This window comes from Umezawaea sp., assembly GCF_057122925.1.
Genome location: NZ_DBNGPQ010000165.1, coordinates 19,384 through 40,772 on the forward strand (window position 1 = coordinate 19,384; position 21,389 = coordinate 40,772).

The window sequence follows — 21,389 nt, forward strand, 5'->3', positions numbered from 1 at the left end:
TACGGAAGTCGAGTGAGGAGTCACGTGTCCGCCGAGAACACCCACCGCGTCCCGGAGCCCGAGCTGGAGGCCGTCGCCGTCATCGGCGTCGCGTGCCGCTTTCCCAGGGCGGACGGCCCCGCCGCCTTCTGGCGGCTGCTGGAGGACGGCGCGAGCGCCGTCGTCGACGCCCCGCCGGGCCGGTGGGAGGGCGTTCCCGGCCCCCGGCGAGGCGGTTTCCTCGACGCCGTCGGCGACTTCGACGCGGCGTTCTTCCGCGTCTCCCCGCGCGAGGCCGCGGCCATGGACCCCCAGCAGCGCCTCGTGCTCGAACTGGTCTGGGAGGCGCTGGAGGACGCGGGCGTGGTCCCGGAGTCGCTGCGCGGCAGCCGCACGGCGGTCCTCGTCGGCGCGCTGCGCGACGACTACGCGGCCCTGGTCCACCAGCACGGCGACCGGGCGGTCACCCAGCACACGATGACCGGCGTGAACCGCGGGATCATCGCCAACCGCGTCTCCTACCACCTGGGGCTGCACGGGCCGAGCCTCGCGGTCGACACCGCGCAGTCCTCCTCGCTGGCCGCGGTCCACCTGGCGTGCGCCAGCCTGCGCGGCGGCGAGTCGACCCTCGCCATCGCCGCGGGCGTGAACCTGAACCTGCTGCCCGGCAACGTGCTGGCCGAGCTGCGCTTCGGCGGGCTGTCACCGGACGGCACCACGTACGCGTTCGACTCCCGCGCCAACGGCTTCGTCCCCGGCGAGGGCGGCGGGGTCGTCGTCCTCAAACCGCTGAGCCTGGCGCTGGCCGACGGCGACCGCGTCCACGGCGTCATCCTCGGCACCGCGCTCAACAACGACGGCGCCACCGACGGCCTCACCGTGCCGAGCGCGTCCGCCCAGGAGGCGATGCTGCGGGAGGCCTACGGGAAGTCGGGCATCGCCGCCGACGAGGTGCAGTACGTCGAGCTGCACGGGACAGGGACCCCTGTCGGCGACCCGATCGAGGCCGCCGCGCTCGGCGCCGCGCTGGGCACCGGCCGCCCCGCCGACGCGCGGCTGCGGATCGGCTCGGTCAAGACCAACATCGGGCACCTGGAGAGCGCGGCGGGCATCGCCGGGCTGATCAAGGTGCTGCTGAGCATCCGCCACCGCAGGATCCCGTCCAGCCTCAACTTCGAGGCCCCCGCGCCGCGCATCTCCCTGGTGTGGCTGGGCCTGGAGGTGCAGCGGCGGCTGACCCCGTGGCCGCGCGAGGACCGCCCGCTGGTGGCGGGCGTCAGCTCGTTCGGCATGGGCGGCACCAACTGCCACGTCGTGGTGACCGAGCCGCCGCCGGTGGGGACGGCCGCGGTCGCGCCGGTCGAGGGCCACGACCGCGCGGCGCTGTCGTGGGTGGTGTCCGGGCACACCGACGCGGCGCTGCGCGCGCAGGCGTCGCGGCTGCGGGACTTCGCCGCCCGGCACCCCGAGCACGCGCCCACCGCCGTCGCCCGCGCCCTGGTCACCCGCCGGGCCGTGTTCGGCCACCGCGCGGTCGTCACCGCCGCGGACCGCGAGGGCCTGCTGAGCGGACTCGACGCCGTGGCCGCCGGGCTGCCGTCGGCCTCGGTCGTGACGGGCGCGGTCGCTCCGGGGAAGCTCGGCTTCCTGTTCACCGGGCAGGGGTCGCAGCGCGCCGCCATGGGCAGCGGGCTCTACGACGCCTTCCCCCGCTACGCCCGCGCGTTCGACGAGGTCGCCGCGGAACTGGACCCGCTGCTGCCCCGGCCGCTCGCGGACGTGATCGCCGAGGGCGGGGCCGACCTGGACCGCACCGGCTTCACCCAGCCCGCGCTGTTCGCCGTGGAGGTGGCGCTGTTCCGGCTGCTCGAATCGTGGGGGCTGCGCCCCGACTTCGTCGCCGGGCACTCGATCGGCGAGATCGGTGCCGCCCACGTCGCCGGGGTGCTCGCGCTGCCCGACGCGGCCCGCCTGGTGGCGGCCCGCTCCCGGCTCATGCAGGCCCTGCCGGAGGGCGGGGCCATGGTGGCGGTGCGGGCCACCGAGGCGCAGGCGCACGACCTGCTGCGCTCCGAGGAGGGGCGGCTGGCCGTCGCCGCCGTCAACGGTCCCGACTCCGTGGTGCTCTCCGGGGACGTGGAGGCCGCCCTCCGCGTGGCGGCGGCGTTCACCGCGCTCGGGCACCGGACCAGGCGGCTCGACGTGAGCCACGCCTTCCACTCGCCGCACGTGGACGCGGTGCTCGACGAGTTCCGCGCGGCGGTCGCCCCGCTCACCCTCGCGGCACCGGCGATCCCGGTCGTGTCCACGGTGACCGGTGAGGTCGCCACCGCCGACCGCCTCACCTCACCCGACCACTGGGTCGAGCAGGTCCGGCGGCCGGTGCGCTTCCTGGACGCGGTCCGCACCCTGGCGGCCGAGGGCGTCACGACCCTGCTGGAGCTGGGCCCGGACGGCGTCCTCTCGGCGCACGCGGCGGCGTGCCTGCCCGATCCCGGCGCGGTCGTGGCCACCCCGGTCCTGCGCGCGGACCGCCCCGACGTCGACACGGCCCTCACGGCGGTGGCGCACGCCCACGTGCGGGGCCACGGCGTCGACTGGGCCTCGGTGCTCGCCGACGACCCGGCCGCCGCGGACGTCGAGCTGCCCACCTACGCCTTCCAGCGCGCGCACCACTGGTTCGACGACCGCGAGCGGATCACCCCGGCCCTGCCGGGCCCCGCGGGCGAGCCGAGGCCCGTCGAACCGGCCGCGGACGTCGAGGAGCTGGTGAGCAGGCACGTCGCCGCCGTGCTCGGCAGCGCACCGGGCGAGCGGGTGCCGGCGCACACCGCGTTCACCGACCTGGGTTTCACCTCGCTGATGGCCACCGAGCTGCGCACCGCCCTCGCGCACGCCACCGGTCTGGCGCTGCCGAGCGGGCTCCTGTACTCCCACCCGACGCCCGCGGCGCTGACCGCGTTCCTCCGGTCCGAGGAGGACGGTGCGGTCGCGGCGAACACCTCGACCGCGGCGCGGGTCGGCGCCGACGAGCCGATCGCGATCGTGGGCATGGCGTGCCGCTTCCCCGGCGGGGTCTCGTCGCCGGAGGACCTGTGGCGCCTGGTCGCCGACGGCGTGGACGCGGTCGGCGAGTTCCCGGCCAACCGCGGCTGGGACACCGACCTGTACGACCCCGAGCCCGGCCTGCCGGGGCGCAGCACCGTGCGGCACGGCGGTTTCCTGCACGACGCGGGCGAGTTCGACGCGGAGTTCTTCGGGATCTCGCCGCGCGAGGCCGAGGCGATGGACCCGCAGCAGCGGCTGCTCCTGGAGACCGCGTGGGAGGCCGTCGAACGGGCGGGCGTCGACCCGAAGTCGTTGCGGGGCAGCGCCACCGGCGTCTTCGTCGGCGCCACGGCCCTGGAGTACGGGCCGAGGATGGCCGAGGCTCCCGAGTCGACCCACGGGCACGTGCTGACCGGGACGACCACCAGCGTCGCGTCCGGGCGCATCGCCTACCAGCTCGGGCTGACCGGGCCCGCGCTGACGGTCGACACGGCGTGCTCGTCGTCGCTGGTGGCGCTGCACCTGGCCGTGCGCTCGCTGCGCTCGGGCGAGAGCGACCTCGCGCTCGCGGGCGGTGCCACGGTGATGGCCACGCCCGGCATGTTCGTGGAGTTCTCGCGGCAGCGCGGACTGGCGGTCGACGGGCGGTGCAAGTCGTTCGGCGCGGGCGCGGACGGCACGGGCTGGTCCGAGGGCGTGGGCCTGGTCCTGGTCGAGCGGCTGTCGGACGCCACGCGGCTGGGCCACCCCGTGCTGGCCGTGGTGCGGGGCAGCGCGGTGAACCAGGACGGCGCGTCCAACGGCCTCACCGCGCCGCACGGCCCGTCGCAGGAGGCGGTGATCCGGTCCGCGCTGGCCGACGCGGGACTGGCCGCCTCGGACGTGGACGCCGTGGAGGCGCACGGCACCGGGACCGTGCTCGGGGACCCGATCGAGGCCGAGGCGCTGGCGGCGGTCTACGGCGGGAGCCGGTCCGACGGGCGCAGGCTGTTCGTCGGGTCGCTCAAGTCCAACATCGGCCACGCCCAGGCGGCGGCGGGCATCGGCGGCGTGATCAAGATGGTCGGCGCCGTCCGGACGGGAGTGCTGCCGCGCTCCCTGCACGCCGACGTGCCGACACCGCACGTCGACTGGGACACCAACGGTCTCGTCCTGCTGTCGAAGCAGCAGGACTGGCCCGAGTCGGGACGGCCGCGCCGCGCGGGGATCTCCTCGTTCGGGATCAGCGGCACCAACGCGCACCTGATCCTCGAACAGGCCCCGGAGTCCGAGCCCGCCGAGGCCGCGGCCGACGGCGGTCCGGGGGTGGCGGCGCCGTGGGTGCTGAGCGCGCGCGGCGAGGCCGCGCTGCGGGCGCAGGCCTCCCGGCTGCGCGTCCACCTCGACGAGTCCGGAGTGGACACCGCGGGCGTCGGGATCGCCCTGGCCACCGCTCGTTCGGTCTTCGAGCACCGCGCGGTGGTCCTCGGCGGTGACCTCCGCGCGGGCCTGGACGCGCTCGCGGCGGGCACCGCGGCGCCGAACCTGCACCGCGGCTCGGCGGTCGACGCCGGGCGCACCGCGTTCCTGTTCACCGGGCAGGGCGCCCAGCGCGCGGGCATGGGTCGCGGTCTCCACGCCGCCCACCCCGTGTTCGCCGCGGCCTTCGACGAGGTCTGCGCCGCCTTCGACGGCCTGTTGGACGAGCCGCTGCGCGACGTCGTGTTCGCGGCGGACGACAGCGGCCCGCTGCACCTCACCTCCTACACCCAGCCCGCCCTGTTCGCCCTGGAGACGGCGCTCGTCCGGCTCCTCGCGCACCACGGCACCGTCCCCGGTCTGGTGGCCGGGCACTCGATCGGCGAGATCGGCGCGGCCCACGCGGCGGGCGTGCTCTCGCTGCCCGACGCCGCGCGGCTCGTCGCGGCACGGGGCCGGTTGATGATGTCGGCGCCCCCCGGCGGCGCGATGATCGCGATCGAGGCCGAGCCGGACGAGGTGCGGGAGTCGCTGTCTGACCTGGTCTCGCTCGCCGCCGTCAACGGTCCCCGCTCGGTGGTCGTGTCCGGCGACGCGGCCGAGGCCGAGCGCGTCGCCGCCCGGTGGCGCGCGGCGGGCCGCCGGGTGCGCCGCCTGACCGTGAGCCACGCCTTCCACTCCCCGCACATGGACGCGGTCCTGGACGACTTCCGGGCGGTCGCGGCGGACGTCGACCTCCACGCGCCCCGGATCCCGGTCGTCTCGACCGTCACGGGCGAGCGGGCCACGGCCGAGCAGTTGGCCTCGCCCGACCACTGGGTGCGGCAGGTCCGCGACACCGTCCTGTTCGCCGACGCGACCCGCGCGCTGGCCGCGCTGGGCGCCACGGTGTTCCTGGAGGTCGGCCCCGACGCCGTCCTGACCCCGCTGGCGGCGGCCGTCCTGCCGGACACCGCCACGGTCGTGCCGCTGCTGCGGGCGGGCCGCGACGAGGTCGCGACCCTCGGCGCGGGCCTCGCCGAGGCCTACGTCAACGGCGCCCCGCTGGACGCGGGCTCGTTCTTCCCCGGCGCGACCCCCGCTCCGCTGCCCACGTACGCCTTCCAGCGGCGGCACTTCTGGCAGGCCCCCGCGGCGCGGGCCGACGCCCGCTCCCTGGGGCTCGTGCCCGCCGACCACCCGCTGCTGGCGGGCGAGGTGGACCGGGCCGACCAGCGGGACACCCTGTTCACCGGCCGGGTCACGCCGTCGGCCCGGTCGTGGCTGGCCGACCACGTGATCACCGACCGCGTCCTCGTGCCCGCCACGGTGTTCCTCGAACTGGCCGTGGCCGCGGGCGAGCGGCTCGGCGTCCCGAGGGTGGACGAGCTGACGCTGGAGGTACCCCTGGAACCGCTGGGGGACACCGCGCTCCAGCTCCAGGTGGCCGCCCCGGACGCCGAGGGCCACCGCGCCTTCACCGTCCACGCCCGGCCGGAGGGGGCCCCGTGGACCCGCCACGCCGCCGGTGTCCTCGCCCCCGCCGCCGAACCGGGTGACGAGCCGACCGCGTGGCCGCCGGAGGACGCGACGGCCGTGCCCGTCGCCGACGCCTACGAGCGCCTCGCCGACCTCGGCTACCGCTACGGACCCGCCTTCCGGGGGCTGCACGCCGTCCGGCGGGCGGGCACGTCGACGTTCGCCGAGATCCGGCTGCCCGAGCCGCCGAGGGGTGGCGAACGGTACCGGGTGCACCCGGCGCTGCTGGACGCCGCGCTGCACGCGCTCGTCCTGGACGCCGCGGGTGCCGACGACGAGATCCTCCTGCCGTTCAGCTGGCGCGACGTCACCCTGCACCCCAGCGGTGCCACCGAGCTCCTGGTCCGCGCCACGCCGAACGACGACGGCACCACCGCCCTCGTGCTGACCGAACCCGACGGAACCCCCGTGGCGACGGTCGGGTCGCTGACCCTGCGCCCGGTGGCCAGGCGGCGGCTCGCGGCGCCCGCCACGGACGCGCTGTTCACCGTGGACTGGCCGGTCGTCCCGATCCCGGTCGCGGACCCGTCCCCGACAGTCGACGTCGTGCCGGGCGACACCCTCCCCGGTGTCCTGCGCACCGTCCAGGAGTGGCTGGCCACCGACCGCCCGGCCGACGCCCGGCTGCTCGTGGTCACGCGGAACGCCGTCGCGGTGCGCCCGACCGACGACGTGGACCTCGACACCGCCGGGGTCTGGGGCCTCGTGCGCACCGTCCAGTCCGAGCACCCCGGCCGGGTGCTGCTGGCCGACCTCGACGCGGACGCGGCGACCGACCTCCTGCCCTCCGTCGTGGCCACGGGCGAGCCGCTGGTGGCCGTGCGCGCGGGGGAGTTCCACGTCCCCCGGCTCGCCAGGCGCCGGTCGACCACCACGACGGCCCGCCGCCTCGACCAGGGGGGCACGGTGCTGGTCACCGGCGGCACCGGTGGTCTCGGAGCCCTCGTCGCCCGGCACCTGGTGACCGAGCACGGCGTGCGGCACCTGCTGCTCGTCAGCCGCCGCGGCCCGGACGCGCCGGACGCGGACGCCCTCGCCGCCGACCTGACCGCGCTGGGCGCCGAGGTCACGATCGCCGCCGCCGACGTCGCGGACCGCGACGCGCTGGCCGCGGTGCTCGCCGTCGTCGGGCCCCCGCTGACGGCCGTGGTGCACGCCGCGGGCGTCCTGGCGGACGCGACCGTGGAGAACCTGACCCCGGCCCGCCTGGCGGAGGTGCTGCGGCCCAAGGCCGACGCCGCGCGCGTGCTGCACGAGCTGACCGAGGGGACGGACCTCGCGGCGTTCGTGCTGTTCTCCTCCGTCTCCGGCATCATCGGCACCGCGGGCCAGGCCAACTACGCCGCCGCGAACGCGGTGCTGGACGCCCTCGCCCACCACCGCGCGTCCCGCGGCCTGGCGGGCACCTCGCTGGCGTGGGGCCTGTGGGACGAGGGCATGGGGAGCGGGCTGACCGACGCCGACCTGGCCCGGTGGCGGCGGACCGGCGTCCGGCCGCTGACGGCCGCCCGCGGCCTCGCGCTGTTCGACGCGGCCCTCGCGGCGGGCGACCCCCTGGTGGTGCCCGCGGCGCTGGAGCCGTCGAGCCCCCTCCTCCGGGCCCGTCCCCGACCGGCCGCCCGCCCCCGGCCCACCTCGGACTGGGCGGGCCGCGTCGCCGCGCTGCCCGAGGCGAAGCGGGCCGCCGCCGTCCTGGACCTGGTCCGCGCCGAGGCCGCCGCGGTGCTCGGCCACGAGGGACCCGTGGACGCGCGGCGCACGTTCAACGACCTCGGCTTCGACTCGCTGGCGGGCATGGACCTGCGCTCCCGGCTCGGCACGGCCACCGGCCTGCGGCTCACCGCCTCGGTGACCTTCGACCACCCCACGCCCGACCGGCTCGCCGCGCACCTGCTGGCCGAGGTGGCGGGCGCGAAGCCGACGGCGCGGCGCGCGGCGCGGGTCGGCGCCGACGAGCCGATCGCGATCGTGGGCATGGCGTGCCGCTTCCCCGGCGGGGTCTCGTCGCCGCGGGACCTGTGGCGCCTGGTCGCCGACGGCGTTGACGCCGTCGGCGGGTTCCCGACGAACCGGGGCTGGGCCGAGGACCTGTACGACCCGGACCCGGAGCGGACCGGCACCTCGACCACGCGCGACGGCGGCTTCCTGCACGACGCGGACCTGTTCGACCGCGAGTTCTTCGGCCTGTCCCCGCGCGAGGCGACCGCGACCGACCCGCAGCAGCGCCTGCTGCTGGAGACCGCCTGGGAGACCTTCGAGAGCGCGGGCATCGACCCGGAATCGGTGCGGGGCAGCAACACCGGCGTGTTCACCGGCGCCATGTACGACGACTACGCGTCCCGGCTCGCCGACACCCCCGAGGAGTTCGAGGGGTTCCTGCTGGCGGGCAACCTCTCCAGCGTCCTCTCCGGACGGTTGTCCTACACCTACGGGCTGCGGGGTCCCGCGCTGACGGTCGACACGGCGTGCTCGTCGTCGCTGGTGGCGCTGCACCTGGCCGTGCGCTCGCTGCGCTCCGGTGAGTGCGACCTCGCGTTCGCGGGCGGGGTCACCGTGATGAGCAGCCCGCACACCTTCGTCGAGTTCTCCCGGCAGCGCGGGCTGGCGGCGGACGGGCGGTGCAAGTCGTTCGGCGCCGGCGCGGACGGCACCGGGTGGTCCGAGGGCGTGGGCCTGCTGCTGGTGGAACGGCTCTCGGACGCCCGGCGGCACGGGCACCGGGTGCTGGCCGTGGTGCGGGGCAGCGCGGTGAACCAGGACGGCGCGTCCAACGGCCTGACGGCGCCGCACGGCCCGTCGCAGGAGGCGGTGATCCGGTCCGCGCTGGCCGACTCGGGGCTGACCCCCGCGGACGTCGACGCCGTGGAGGCGCACGGCACCGGGACCGTGCTGGGCGACCCGATCGAGGCCGGGGCGCTGGCGGCGGTCTACGGCGCGGGCCGGGGCGAGGCCGACCGGCTGTTCGTCGGGTCGCTCAAGTCCAACATCGGTCACGCCCAGGCCGCGGCGGGCGTCGGCGGCGTGATCAAGATGATCGGCGCGCTGCGGGCGGGCGTGCTGCCGCGCTCGCTGCACGCCGACGTGCCCTCGCCCCACGTCGACTGGGACACCAGCGGACTGTCCCTGCTGACGCGGCGGCGCGACTGGCCGGACCAGGGCAGGCCGAGGCGCGCGGGCGTCTCGTCGTTCGGGATCAGCGGCACCAACGCGCACGTCATCCTCGAACAGGTCCCGGACGCCGAACCGCCGTCGCCCCCGAGCGGCGGCGTCGTGCCGTGGATCGTGACCGGCCGGACCGACCAGGCGGTGCGCGAGCAGGCCGCTCGGCTCGCCCGGCACGTCGAGGACCACCCCGAGCTGTCGGCAGCCGACGTCGGCTACTCGCTCGCCACCGGCCGCGCGCTGCTCGACCGCGGTGCCGCGGTGGTCGGCGCGGACCGGGACACCCTGCTGCGCGGTCTGTCCGCCATCGCCGCGGGCTCAGCGGCACCGGGGGTCGTGCTCGGCCACCGGGCCGCGGCGCCGGGGAAGACGGCGTTCCTGTTCACCGGCCAGGGCAGCCAGCGGCCCGGCATGGGCGCGGGCCTGCACGCGGCGCACCCGGTGTTCGCGGCGGCGCTCGACGAGGTGTGCGGCCACCTGGACCCGCTCCTGCCCCGTCCGCTCAAGGAGGTGCTGTTCGCCGAGGCCGACTCGCCCGAGGCGAAGCTCCTGGACGACACGGTGTTCACCCAGGCCGCGCTGTTCGCCGTGGAGACGGCGCTGCACCGGCTGCTGCGGCACTGGGGGGCCGCACCCGACTACGTGCTCGGCCACTCCGTCGGCGAGGTCTCGGCGGCGTGCGCGGCCGGCGTGCTCGACCTGCCCGACGCCTGCGTCCTGGTCGCCGAGCGCGGCAGGCTGATGCAGGCGGCCCGCCGCGGCGGCGCGATGATCGCCATCGAGGCCGGTGAGGACGACGTGCGCGCCACGCTCGCGCCGTACGGCGACCGGCTCGGCGTCGCGGCCGTCAACGGCCCGAGGGCCGTGGTGGTCTCCGGTGACGCCGAGGCGGCCGACGAGGTCGCGGCCCGGTGGCGGGCCGACGGCGTCCGCACCACCCGGCTGCCCGTGTCGCACGCCTTCCACTCGGCCCACATGGACGGGGTGCTCGACGAGTTCCGCGCCGTCGTGCGCACCCTGACCTTCCACCCCCCGCGCGTCCCGGTCGTGTCCAACCTGACCGGCGACCTCGCCGACGAGGAGCAGGTGATCTCGCCCGAGTACTGGGTGCGCCACGTCCGCGAGGCCGTGCGCTTCGCCGACGGCGTGCGCTGCCTGGAGCGGGAGGGCGTCACGGACTTCGTGGAACTCGGCCCGGACGCCGTCCTGACCGCGCTGGCGCGGACCTGCCTGGCCGAGCCGACCGGGGAACTGGTCCCGACGCTGCGCCGCCGCCGCGACGAGGCCGAGTCCGTCGCACGGGCCGTGGCCCTGCTGCGGCTGCGCGGCGCCGCACCGGACTGGCGGGCCGTGTTCCCCGGCGCGCGCCGGGTCGACCTGCCCACCTACGCGTTCCAGCGCGAGCGGTACTGGCTCTCGGCCGCGGGCGGGCCGGTCGACGCGAGCGGTCTCGGCCTGACCGGCACGGGGCACCCCGTGCTGGGCGCGGTGGTGGGCCTGGCCGACCGGGACGTCCACGTGTTCACGGGTCGGCTCGCCACGGGCACGCACCCGTGGCTGGCCGACCACGTGGTGGCGGGCGTCCCCCTGGTCCCGGCGAGCGCCGTCGTGGAGATGGCCGTGAGCGCGGGCGAGCACCTCGGGGTGCCGCGGATCGGGGAGCTGACGCTGTCGGCGCCGCTGGTCCTGTCGTCGGACGCGCTCCAGCTCCAGCTCACCGTCGGCGAGGCGGGCCAGGCGGGGGACCGCGGCTTCACCCTGCGCGCCCGGTCCGACGGCGGGCCGTGGACGGCGCACGCCGAGGGCGTGCTGACCCCCGCCGCCGATGACGGCGAGGGCCTGGCCCCGTGGCCGCCCGCCGCCGCCGAGGTGGCCGTGGACGACTTCTACGGCACCCTGCCCGGCTTCGACTACGGTCCCGCCTTCCGGGGGCTGCGCCGGGTGTGGCGCGGGGACGGCGAGCTGTTCGCCGAGGTCGACCTGCCCGAGCCCGCGCGGTCGGAGGCCCGCCGCTACGCGCTGCACCCCGCCCTGCTGGACGCCGCGCTGCACCCGCTGCTGCTCGACGCCGACGCGCCGCGCGTGCCGTTCACGTGGCGCGGGGTGGGCCTGCACCCCGCTGGCGCGTCCTCGCTCCGCGTCCGGCTCCGGACGACCGGGGAGCTGACGTCGATCACGGTCGCCGACGGAACCGGTGCGCCGGTCGCCACCGTGGAATCCCTGCTCCTGCGCCCGTTCGAGCGCGGTGCCGTGCGGTCGGGCGGGCTGCACCGGGTCGCGTGGACCCCGCTGCCCGCCACCCTCCGCGCGGCGGGGGGGACTCCGGTGATCACCGGGGACCCGGCGGAGTTCCTCGCCGCGGTGGACCCCGTTCCCGAGACCGCGGTCCTCCAGGCCCGCTCCACCGGACCGGACGTCCCCTCGGCGGCCCGCGCGGTGCTGGGCCGGACCCTGCGCGCCCTGCGGACGTGGCTGGCCGACGAGCGGTTCGCCCGCTCGACGCTCGTCGTCGCCACGCGCGGCGCCGTCGCGACCGGCGGCGAGGGCGTCACGGACCCGGCCGCCGCGGCGGTGTGGGGACTCGTGCGCACCGCCCAGACCGAGCACCCCGGCCGGGTCGTGCTGGCCGACCTGGACTCCGACACCGTGCCGTCGGGACTGGTGGAGCTCGGTGAACCGCAGCTCGCCGTGCGCGACGGCCGGGCACTGGTGCCCCGGCTGGCCGCGGCGGGACCGCCCGCGCCCGCCACGGCCCGGTGGGACCGGGGCACCGTCCTGGTCACCGGGGCGACCGGGGCGCTCGGCACGCACCTCGTCCGCCACCTGGTGACCGAGCACGGGGCGCGCAGGCTCCTCCTCGTCTCCCGGCGCGGCGCCGGGCGCGACCTGGTGGGCGAACTCGCGGCCCTCGGCGTGGACGTCACCACCGCCGCCTGCGACGCGGGCGACCGGGACGCGCTCGCGGCGGTGCTGGCGGCCGTGCCCGCCGAACACCCGCTGACCGCGGTCGTGCACGTCGCGGGCGTGGCCGACGACGCGGTCCTCGCGGACGTGACCGAGGAACGCCTCGACGGGGTCCTCACGGCCAAGCTCGACGCCGCCTGGCACCTGCACGAGCTGACCAGGGACCTGGACCTGTCCGCGTTCGTCCTCTACTCGTCCGTCGCGGGCCTGCTCGGCACCGCCGGGCAGGCGGCGTACGCGGCGGCCAACACCTCCCTGGACGCCCTCGCCGAGCACCGCGCGGCGCTCGGCCTGCCCGCGCGGTCCCTCGCGTGGGGCCTGTGGGAGACGGCCAGCGCGCTGAGCGGGCACCTCGCCGAGACCGACCTGCGGCGCCTGGCCAGGACCGGCCTGCGCCCGCTGGCCACGGCCGACGCGCTGGCCCTGTTCGACGCGGCGATGTCCGCGACCGAGCCGGTGCTGGCCGTGACCCGCCTGGACCTCGACGGCCTGCGCGACCCCGTGCCGCCCCTGCTGTCCGGCCTCGCGCCGCGGACCGCCGCGCGGCCGAGCGCGACGCCCGCCCCCGGCGCGGCCCGGCTCGCCGCGCTGCCGGACAGCGAGGTCGACCGGGTGCTGACCGACCTCGTGCGCGGGCACGTGGCCACCGTCCTGGGCCACAGCGACCCCACCGCCGTCGGCACCGACCGCCCGTTCCGGGACCTGGGCCTCGACTCGCTCACGTCCGTCGAACTGCGCAACCTGCTGACCAGGAGCACCGGCCTGCGGCTGTCCGCGAGCCTGGTCTTCGACCACCCCACGCCCGCCGCCCTCGTGCGGCACCTGCGCGAGCTGGTCGAGGCCGAGCGCGCCCCGGCCGACGAACCGGTCACGGCGCGGCTCGGCGGCCTCACCGAGGCGGTGCGCACGGCCGCCGAGGACCCCGTCGCGTTCGCCCGCATCACGGCGGAGCTGCGGGCGCTGCTCGACGTCGCCGAGGAGGCGGCGGGCCGTCGGGCCGAGCAGGACACCGGGGCCCCACTGGACTCCGCGAGCGACGAGGAGCTGTTCGCGCTGATCAACGACTTCACCTAGCGGTCCCACCCCCACCCGAACCGGACGAGCAGCACGACGGCGGAGAGCTGAGAGCACGTGGCAAACGAAGAGGAACTGCGGACCTACCTGAAGAAGGCCGTCGCCGACGCGCAGGACTACCGCAAGCGGCTCCGCGAGGCCGAGGAGAGGGACCGCGAGCCGATCGCGATCATCGGCATGGCCTGCCGCTACCCCGGCGGTGTCGCGTCTCCGGAGGACCTGTGGCGGCTCGTCGCCGACGGGGTGGACGCGGTCGGCCCGTTCCCGGACAACCGCGGCTGGGACCTGTCGGCGCTCTACGACCCGGACCCGGACAACCACGGGACGTCCTACGCCCGCGAGGGCGGCTTCCTGCACGACGCCGCGAACTTCGACGCCGACCTGTTCGGCGTCTCCCCGCGCGAGGCGCACGCGATCGACCCGCAGCAGCGGCTGCTCCTGGAGGTCGCCTGGGAGGCGTTCGAACGCGCGGGCCTCGACCCGACGTCGGTCCGGGGCAGCCGGACGGGCGTGTTCGTCGGCGCCATGTACGACGACTACGCGTCCCGGCTCGTCCCCGCGCCGCGCGAGTACGAGGGGTACCTGAGCACGGGCAGCGCGGGCAGCGTCGCGTCCGGGCGGCTCGCCTACACGTTCGACCTGACCGGTCCGGCCGTCACGGTCGACACGGCCTGCTCGTCGTCGCTGGTCGCCCTGCACCTGGCCGCCCAGTCGCTGCGGCGCGGCGAGTGCTCGCTCGCCCTCGCGGGCGGCGTGGCGGTCATGGCGACGCCCACCTCGTTCATCGAGTTCAGCAGGCAGCGCGGCCTGGCCGCCGACGGCCGCTGCAAGGCGTTCGGCGAGGCCGCCGACGGCACCGGCTGGGCCGAGGGCGCCGGGCTGCTGCTCGTGGAGCGGCTCTCGGACGCGGTGCGCAACGGCCACGAGGTCCTGGCGGTCATCCGCGGCTCGGCGGTCAACCAGGACGGCGCCAGCAACGGCCTGACCGCGCCCAGCGCCGCCGCCCAGGAACAGCTCATCGAACGCGCCCTCGCCGACGCCGGGGTCTCGGCCGCGCAGGTCGACGTCGTGGAGGCGCACGGCACCGGCACCAAGCTCGGCGACCCCATCGAGGCGCAGGCGCTGCTCGCCACCTACGGGCGGGCGCACACGCCGGAGCGCCCCCTCCTGCTGGGCTCGCTGAAGTCCAACATCGGTCACGCGCAAGCCGCCGCGGGGGTCGGCGGCGTGATCAAGATGGTCGAGGCGCTGCGCCGCGGCGTCCTGCCCGCGACCCTGCACGTCGACCGGCCCACGCCCTACGTGGACTGGTCCGACCGGAGGGTGGCGCTGCTGACCGAGCGGATCGCGTGGCCCGAGGCCGAGCACCCGAGGCGCGCGGCGGTGTCGTCGTTCGGCATCAGCGGCACCAACGCCCACCTCGTCGTCGAGGCCGCCCCGGCCGTGGAGACCGCCGTGCGGGCGGCGGGCGGGCAGCCGCTGACCGCCGTGCCGCTGCTGCTCTCCGCGAGCAGCGCGCCCGCGCTCCGCGCCCAGGCGGACGCGCTGCTGGGCCACCTGGCAGGCGCCCCGACCGCGGACCTGCCCTCGCTCGGCTTCTCCCTCGCCACCACCAGGGGCGCGCTGAAGCACCGCGCGGTGCTGCTCGCCGCCGACCGCGCCGAGTTCGAGGCCGGGCTGCACGCCATCGCCGCGGACGGCACGTCGTCGCGGCTGGTCAGGGGGATCGCGGGCGAGGGACGCACGGCGTTGTTGTTCGCCGGGCAGGGCGCCCAGCGCCCCGGCACGGGCCAGGAGCTGTACCGGACGTTCCCGGCGTACGCCGAGGCCTTCGACGCCGTGTGCGACGCCCTGCGCCCGCACCTCGACCGCCCGCTGCGCGACGTGGTCTTCGCGACCGACCCCACCCTGCTCGGCCGCACCGACTGGACCCAGCCCGCCCTCTTCGCCTGCGAGGTCGCCCTGTTCGGGCTGCTGGAGTCGTGGGGCGTGCGACCGGACGCCGTCCTCGGCCACTCGGTCGGCGCCCTGGCGGCGGCCCACGTGGCGGGTGTCCTCACGCTGACCGACGCCGCCGCGCTCGTGGCCGCCCGCGGTCGGGTGATGGCCCGGCTGCCGGAGGGCGGCGCCATGGTGGCGCTGCGCGCGACCGAGGTCCAGGCCGCCGCGCTCGTGGCGGGCCACGAGCACGAACTCGCCGTGGCCGCCGTCAACGCGCCGGAGTCGACCGTCCTCTCCGGCGACCGCGAGGCGCTCACCGCCGTCGTGGAGGCGTTCCGGGCGGCGGGCGGCACGGCGACGTGGCTGCGCGTCAGCCACGCCTTCCACTCCCCGCTGGTGGACCCGGTGCTCGCGGAGCTGCGCGACGTGGCCGCGCGCACCACCCCCGGCGAACCGCGGATCACCCTGGTGTCCGACCTGACCGGCAAGCCGGTGGAACCGGGCCAGCTCGCCGACCCCGACTACTGGGTGCGCCACGCGCGCGGCACGACCCGCTTCCAGGACGCCGTGCACAGCCTGGTGGACCTGGGCTGCACCCGGTTCCAGGAGCTGGGTCCCGGCGGCGACCTCACGGCGCTGGCCACCGAGTGCCTGGCCGAGGCGATCCCGACCAGCGCACCGGTCCCGTCGCTGCGGCCGAACCGGCCGGAGCCCGAGACGCTGCTGGCGGCGGTCGCCCACCTGCACGTCACCGGACAGGCGGTCGACTGGGCCGCCGTCTTCGCCGACCGGGGCGCCCACCGCGTCCCGCTGCCGACCTACGCCTTCCAGCGCGAGCGCTACTGGCTGACCGCGCCCGCGCCGTCGGGCCTGCCGACCGCCGACCTGCGCGCGGCGGGCCTCACCCCGTCCGAGCACCCGCTGCTCGGCGCGCTCGTCGAACTGCCCGACTCGGACGGCCTGCTGCTGAGCGGCCGGCTGTCGCTGGCCGACCACCCGTGGCTGGCCGACCACCGCGTCGCCGGGACGGTCCTGGTGCCGGGGACCGCCCTGCTGTCGATGGCCGCGTGGGCGGCCGAGCGGGCGGGCTGCGACGTCGTCGAGGAACTCGTGCTGGAGGCCCCGTTCGCGGTGCCCGACGACGCGGAGTTCCAGGTGCGGGTCTCCGTTGCCGCCCCCGACGCCGCCGGGGTGCGGCCCGTCGCCGTGCACGCCCGCCGGGACGACGGCGAAGCGGGCGGGTGGACCCGGTACGCCCACGGCACGCTCGCGCGCGGCCCCGCCGAACCCCCGGCCGACCTGCGCGCGTGGCCGCCCCCGGACGCGGAACCCGTGCCCGCCGACGGCCTCTACGCCGACCTGGCCGCCAGGGGCCTGGAGTACGGACCGGCGTTCCGGGCCGTCCGCGCCCTGTGGCGGCGCGGCGAGGAGGTCTTCGCCGAGGTGGCGCTGTCCGACGGCAGGCTCCACCCGACCGACTACCCCGTGCACCCGGCCCTGCTCGACGCCGCCCTGCACGCCGCCGCGCTGGGAACCGCCGAGACCCTGCTGCCCTACACCTGGTCCGGCGCGCGGACCCTGGCTCCCGCGGGCTCCCGCCTGCGCGTTCGCCTCGCCCCCGCGGGGGCCCGTTCGGTCTCGGTCGACGCGGCCGACGTCGACGGCAACCCGGTGGTCTCGATCCGCTCCCTCGCGCTGCTGCCCCGCGCCGACGGGACCGGCGCCGACGGCCTGCTCTTCCCGTCCTGGACCGCGCTGCCCGACCTTCCCGCGCCGGTCGCGACCGACCGGTGGGCGCTCGTCGCCCCGCCCGGCGACGACCTCGCCGACACGGGCGCGACCGTCCACCACGACCTCGCGGCCCTCGTCGACGGCCTGGCGGGCGGCGAGGCCCCGGACTGGGTCCTCCTGTCCTGCCCGAGGACCGTGGACGACCCGGCCGCCGCCGTGCGCGAGGTGCTCCACGAGGTCCTGGCCTGCGCCGACGTGCTCACCACCGACGACAGGCTCGCCCGCGCGCGACTGGTGGTGTGCACCCGCGGCGCCGTGGCCGTGGACGGCGAGCAGGACCCGGCCGGGCTGGCCCACCGCGCCGCCTGGGGCTTCGTGCGCGCGCTCCAGGCCGAGCACCCCGACCGGTTCGTCCTCCTCGACTCCGACGGCGACCCGGCGTCCCGCCGCGCCCTCGCCGCGGCCCTCGCGACGGGGGAGCCGCAGCTCGCGCTGCGCGTGGGCACCGCCCACCGGCCGACGCTCACCGACGTGGAGCCCGACGCGGTGCTGACCCCGCCCGCGGGGGAGCGGCACTGGCGCCTGGACTTCGTGGGCAGGCAGACGTTCGACAACGTGGCGCTGGCCCCGTGGCCGGAGGCGGGCGGACCCCTCGGCCCCGGTCAGGTCCGGGTGCGGCTGCGAGCCGCGGGCCTCAACTTCCGCGACGTCCTGCTGGCCCTCGGGGTGATCCCCCCGTCGGTCGACCCGGACGCCACCAGCACCGGCCAGGGCGGAGAGGGGGCGGGTGTCGTCGTCGAGACGGGCCCCGGCGTCGTCGGACTCCGGCCCGGCGACCGGGTGATGGGCCTGTTCGCGGGCATCGGACCGGTCTCGCTCACCGACCACCGGCTGCTGGCCCGCGTGCCGGACGGCTGGACGTTCGAGCAGGCCGCCGCGGTCCCGGTGGCCTACCTGACGGCGTACCACGGCCTGGTGACCCTGGCGGGCCTGCGCGCGGGCCAGTCGGTCCTGGTGCACGCCGGGACCGGCGGCGTCGGCACGGCCGCCGTCCGGCTCGCCCGCCACCTGGGTGCCGAGGTCTTCGCCACGGCGGGCCCGGCGAAGTGGGACGCCCTGAGGGCCGCGGGCCTGACCGAGGACCGCATCGCCTCGTCCCGCACGCTCGACTTCGAGCGGAGCTTCCTCGCGGCCACCGGCGGCCGGGGCGTGGACGTGGTGCTCAACTGCCTGGCCGGGGAGTTCATCGACGCCTCCCTGCGCCTGCTGCCGCGCGGCGGCCACTTCCTGGAGATGGGCAAGACCGAGCGCCGCGACCCCGACGCGGTCGCGGCGGCGCACCCCGGCGTGTCCTACCGCGCCTACGACGTGCGCGAATCCGGTCTCGACCGGACGCGGGAGATGTTCGCCTCCCTGGTGGACCTCTTCGACCGGGGTGTCCTCGCCCCGCCGCCGGTGTCGGTCTGGGACGTCCGGCGGGCGCCGCGCGCGTTCCGCCACCTCGGCGAGGCCCGGCACATCGGCAAGGTCGTGCTGACCCTCCCGCAGGAGGACGAGGCGTGGGACACCACCCGCGCCGTGCTGATCACCGGCGGCCACGGCCAGCTCGGCCGCCTCGTCGCCCGGCACCTCGTCGTCGAGCACGGCGTGCGGCAGGTGCTGCTGATGGGCAGGCACCTCCCGGAGCCGGGCGGTGCGGCGGCCGGGGCCGTCGCCGACCTGGTGGGCCTCGGGGCGGACGTCCGCACCCTCGCCTGCGACGCCGCCGACCGCGCCGAGCTGGACGCGGTGCTGGCCGACCTGGCCCGCGACGGCGTCCGGATCGGCGGGGTCGTGCACGCGGCGGGCGTGCTGGACGACGGCGTGCTCGCGTCCACCACCCCGGACAAGCTGGACCGCGTGCTGCGGCCCAAGGTGGACGCGGCCCTCAACCTGCACGCGGCCACCCGCGACCTCGGGGCGTTCGTCCTGTTCTCCTCGCTCGCCGGGACCCTGGGCACGGCCGGGCAGGCGGGCTACGCCGCGGGCAACGCGTTCCTGGACGCCCTCGCCGAGCTGCGGCGCTCGACCGGGCAGCCGGGGATCTCCGTGGTCTGGGGCCTGTGGCAGGGCTCCGACGGCATGGGGTCCGACCTGGCCGCCACCGACCTCGCCCGGATGGCGCGCACGGGCGTGGCCCCGCTGTCCGACGAGCGCGGCCTGGCCCTGCTCGACGCGGCGGTGCGCCGCGACGCGCCGACCGCCGTCGCCGCCGAGTGGGTTCTCGACGGTCTGGGGGACACCGTGCCGGGCCACCTGCGCGACCTGGTCCGGACCCCCGCCCCGACCTCGTCCGCCCCGGCCGCGGGCCCGACGCTCCTGGACACCATCCGGCACGAGACGGCCGTCGTCCTTGGCCACGCGTCCGGCCAGGCGGTCGACCCGCGCGAGCTGTTCGACCGGATGGGCCTCGACTCCCTCGCGGCGGTGGAGCTGCGCAACCGGATCGCCACCGCGACCGGCGTCCGCCTGCCCGCCACGTTCATCTACGACTGGCCGACCCCGGCACACCTGGCCGACCGCCTCGGTGAGCCCACCGGCCCCGCACCCGAGGACGGGACGCCATGACCCTGACCGACATCTCCCCGGTGCGCTCGCCGCACCCCCGGCGCGACCCCGCGGTCCGGCTCGCGTGCTTCCCGCACGCGGGCGCCTCCGCCGACGCCTTCACGGCGCTGGCCCGCGCCCTGCCCGAGGACGTCGAGGTCCTCGCGTTCCAGTACCCCGGCCGCCGCGAGCGCCGGTCCGAGGCCTGCGCCGCGGACGTCGCGGACCTCGCGGGCGAGGCCGCCCGCCTCCTCGCGCCCTACACCGACCGGCCGCTGTCCCTGCTCGGGCACAGCATGGGGGCGCTCGTCGCGTTCGAGACCACCCGGCTGCTCGAAGAACGGGGCTCGGTCGCCCGGCTGTTCGTCTCGGCCGCCCGGCCGCCGAGCGAGGACTGGGAGGAGCAGGACCTCGACGCGGTGGACGACGCGCGCGTGGTCGCCGAGCTGAGGCGGCTGGGCGGCGTGCCGGAAGCGCTGCTGCGGGAGGAGGACGTGGTCGCGGAGATCCTCCGGCTCCTGCGCGCCGACCACCGGGCTCTGCGGCGCTACCGCTGCCCGCCCGACGCGCTGGTGAAGGCGCCCATCACCGTGCTGCTCGCCGACGCCGACCCGAAGAACACCCCGGAGCAGGTGCGGGGCTGGGCCGGGCACACCGCCCTGGACTGCGACACCGAGGTGCTGTCCGGCGGCCACTTCGCCCTCACCTCCGGCGATCCCGCCGTGACCCGGCTCCTCGCGGGCCGCGTGCACCCGAGGACCCCGGCCGACCTGGTGCGCGAGATCTACCTGGCCGGGACCACCGGCGGCACCCCGGCCCTGCCCACCGACCTGACCGCGCTGGAGGAACGGGCGCGCGCCGTCCTGACGCCAGCCGCGGTCGGCTACGTCCTCGGCGACGCCGGGACCGGCGAGACCGGCCGGGCCAACCGCCGCGCCTTCACCCGGCGGCAGCTCGTGCCCCGGATGCTGCGCGGGGCCGCCCGGCGCGACCTCGGGGTGTCGCTGTTCGGCCTGCGGCTGCCCGCGCCGGTGCTGCTCGCGCCGATCGCGGCCCAGACCGTCGTGCACGCCGAGGGTGAGCTGGCCACGGCCGGGGCCGCCGCGGAGGTGGGCGTTCCGCTCGTCCTGTCCACCGGCTCGTCGCACAGCCTGGAGGACGTGGCGGCCGCGGCCGGTGCGGGGCCGAGGTGGTTCCAGCTCTACTGGCCGTCGGACCGCGAGGTGGCGGCGTCCCTGGTGCGCCGCGCCGAGCGGAGCGGCTACACGGCCATCGTCCTCACGGTCGACGCGCCGACGTTCGGCTACCGGCCCACCGACCTCGACAACGGCCACCTGCCGTTCCTGCACGGCCACGGGATCGCGAACTTCACCTCCGACCCCGCGTTCCGGGCGGGCCTGCCCGCCGACCACGACGGGGCGGCCGTGGTCGGGCACTGGGCGCGCGTCTTCGCCAACCCCGCCCTCGACTGGGACGACCTGCCCTGGCTGCGCACCGTCACCTCGCTGCCGATCCTCCTCAAGGGCGTCCTGCACCCCGAGGACGCCCGCCGCGCCCTCGACCTCGGCGCGGTGGACGGGCTGGTCGTCTCCAACCACGGCGGGCGCCAGCTCGACGGGACCGTCGCCGCGCTGGACGCGCTGCCCGCCGTCCGCGCGGCCGTCGGCGACGACGTGCCGGTCCTCGTCGACTCCGGCGTCCGCACCGGGAGCGACGTCCTGAAGGCGTTGGCGCTCGGCGCGGACGCGGTCCTCTACGGCAGGCCGTACCTGTACGGGCTCGCGCTGGACGGCCAGGCCGGTGTCGCACACGTCCTGCGCTGCCTGCTGGCCGACCTCGACCTGGCCCTCGCGCTCGCCGGGTGCCCGAGCACCGCCGACGTCACCGCCGACCTGCTCGCCCCGCCGTCCTGGGGGTGAACGTCCACA

At 77.1% G+C, this 21,389-nt stretch carries 2 protein-coding genes and 2 pseudogenes; all 4 read left to right on the forward strand.

Annotated elements, in window-relative coordinates; all coding sequences use genetic code 11:
* Window positions 1-24: 24 nt before the first annotated feature.
* Entirely contained in the window at window positions 25-13,203 is a 13,179-nt protein-coding gene (locus tag AC156L_RS36985; protein ID WP_484407697.1) for an SDR family NAD(P)-dependent oxidoreductase, read from the forward strand.
* 60 nt (window positions 13,204-13,263) lie between these two features.
* Window positions 13,264-19,482 (forward strand): annotated as a pseudogene (locus tag AC156L_RS36990) (SDR family NAD(P)-dependent oxidoreductase); the annotation flags it as partial.
* Window positions 19,479-20,180, forward strand: a pseudogene (locus AC156L_RS36995) (thioesterase II family protein); the annotation flags it as partial. The pseudogenes AC156L_RS36990 and AC156L_RS36995, both read left to right, overlap by 4 nt.
* A 51-nt stretch (window positions 20,181-20,231) precedes the next feature.
* The gene (locus tag AC156L_RS37000; protein ID WP_414719937.1) at window positions 20,232-21,380 is read left to right on the forward strand and encodes an alpha-hydroxy-acid oxidizing protein; all 1,149 of its coding nucleotides are present in this window, start codon (window positions 20,232-20,234) and stop codon (window positions 21,378-21,380) included.
* Window positions 21,381-21,389 lie beyond the last annotated feature (9 nt).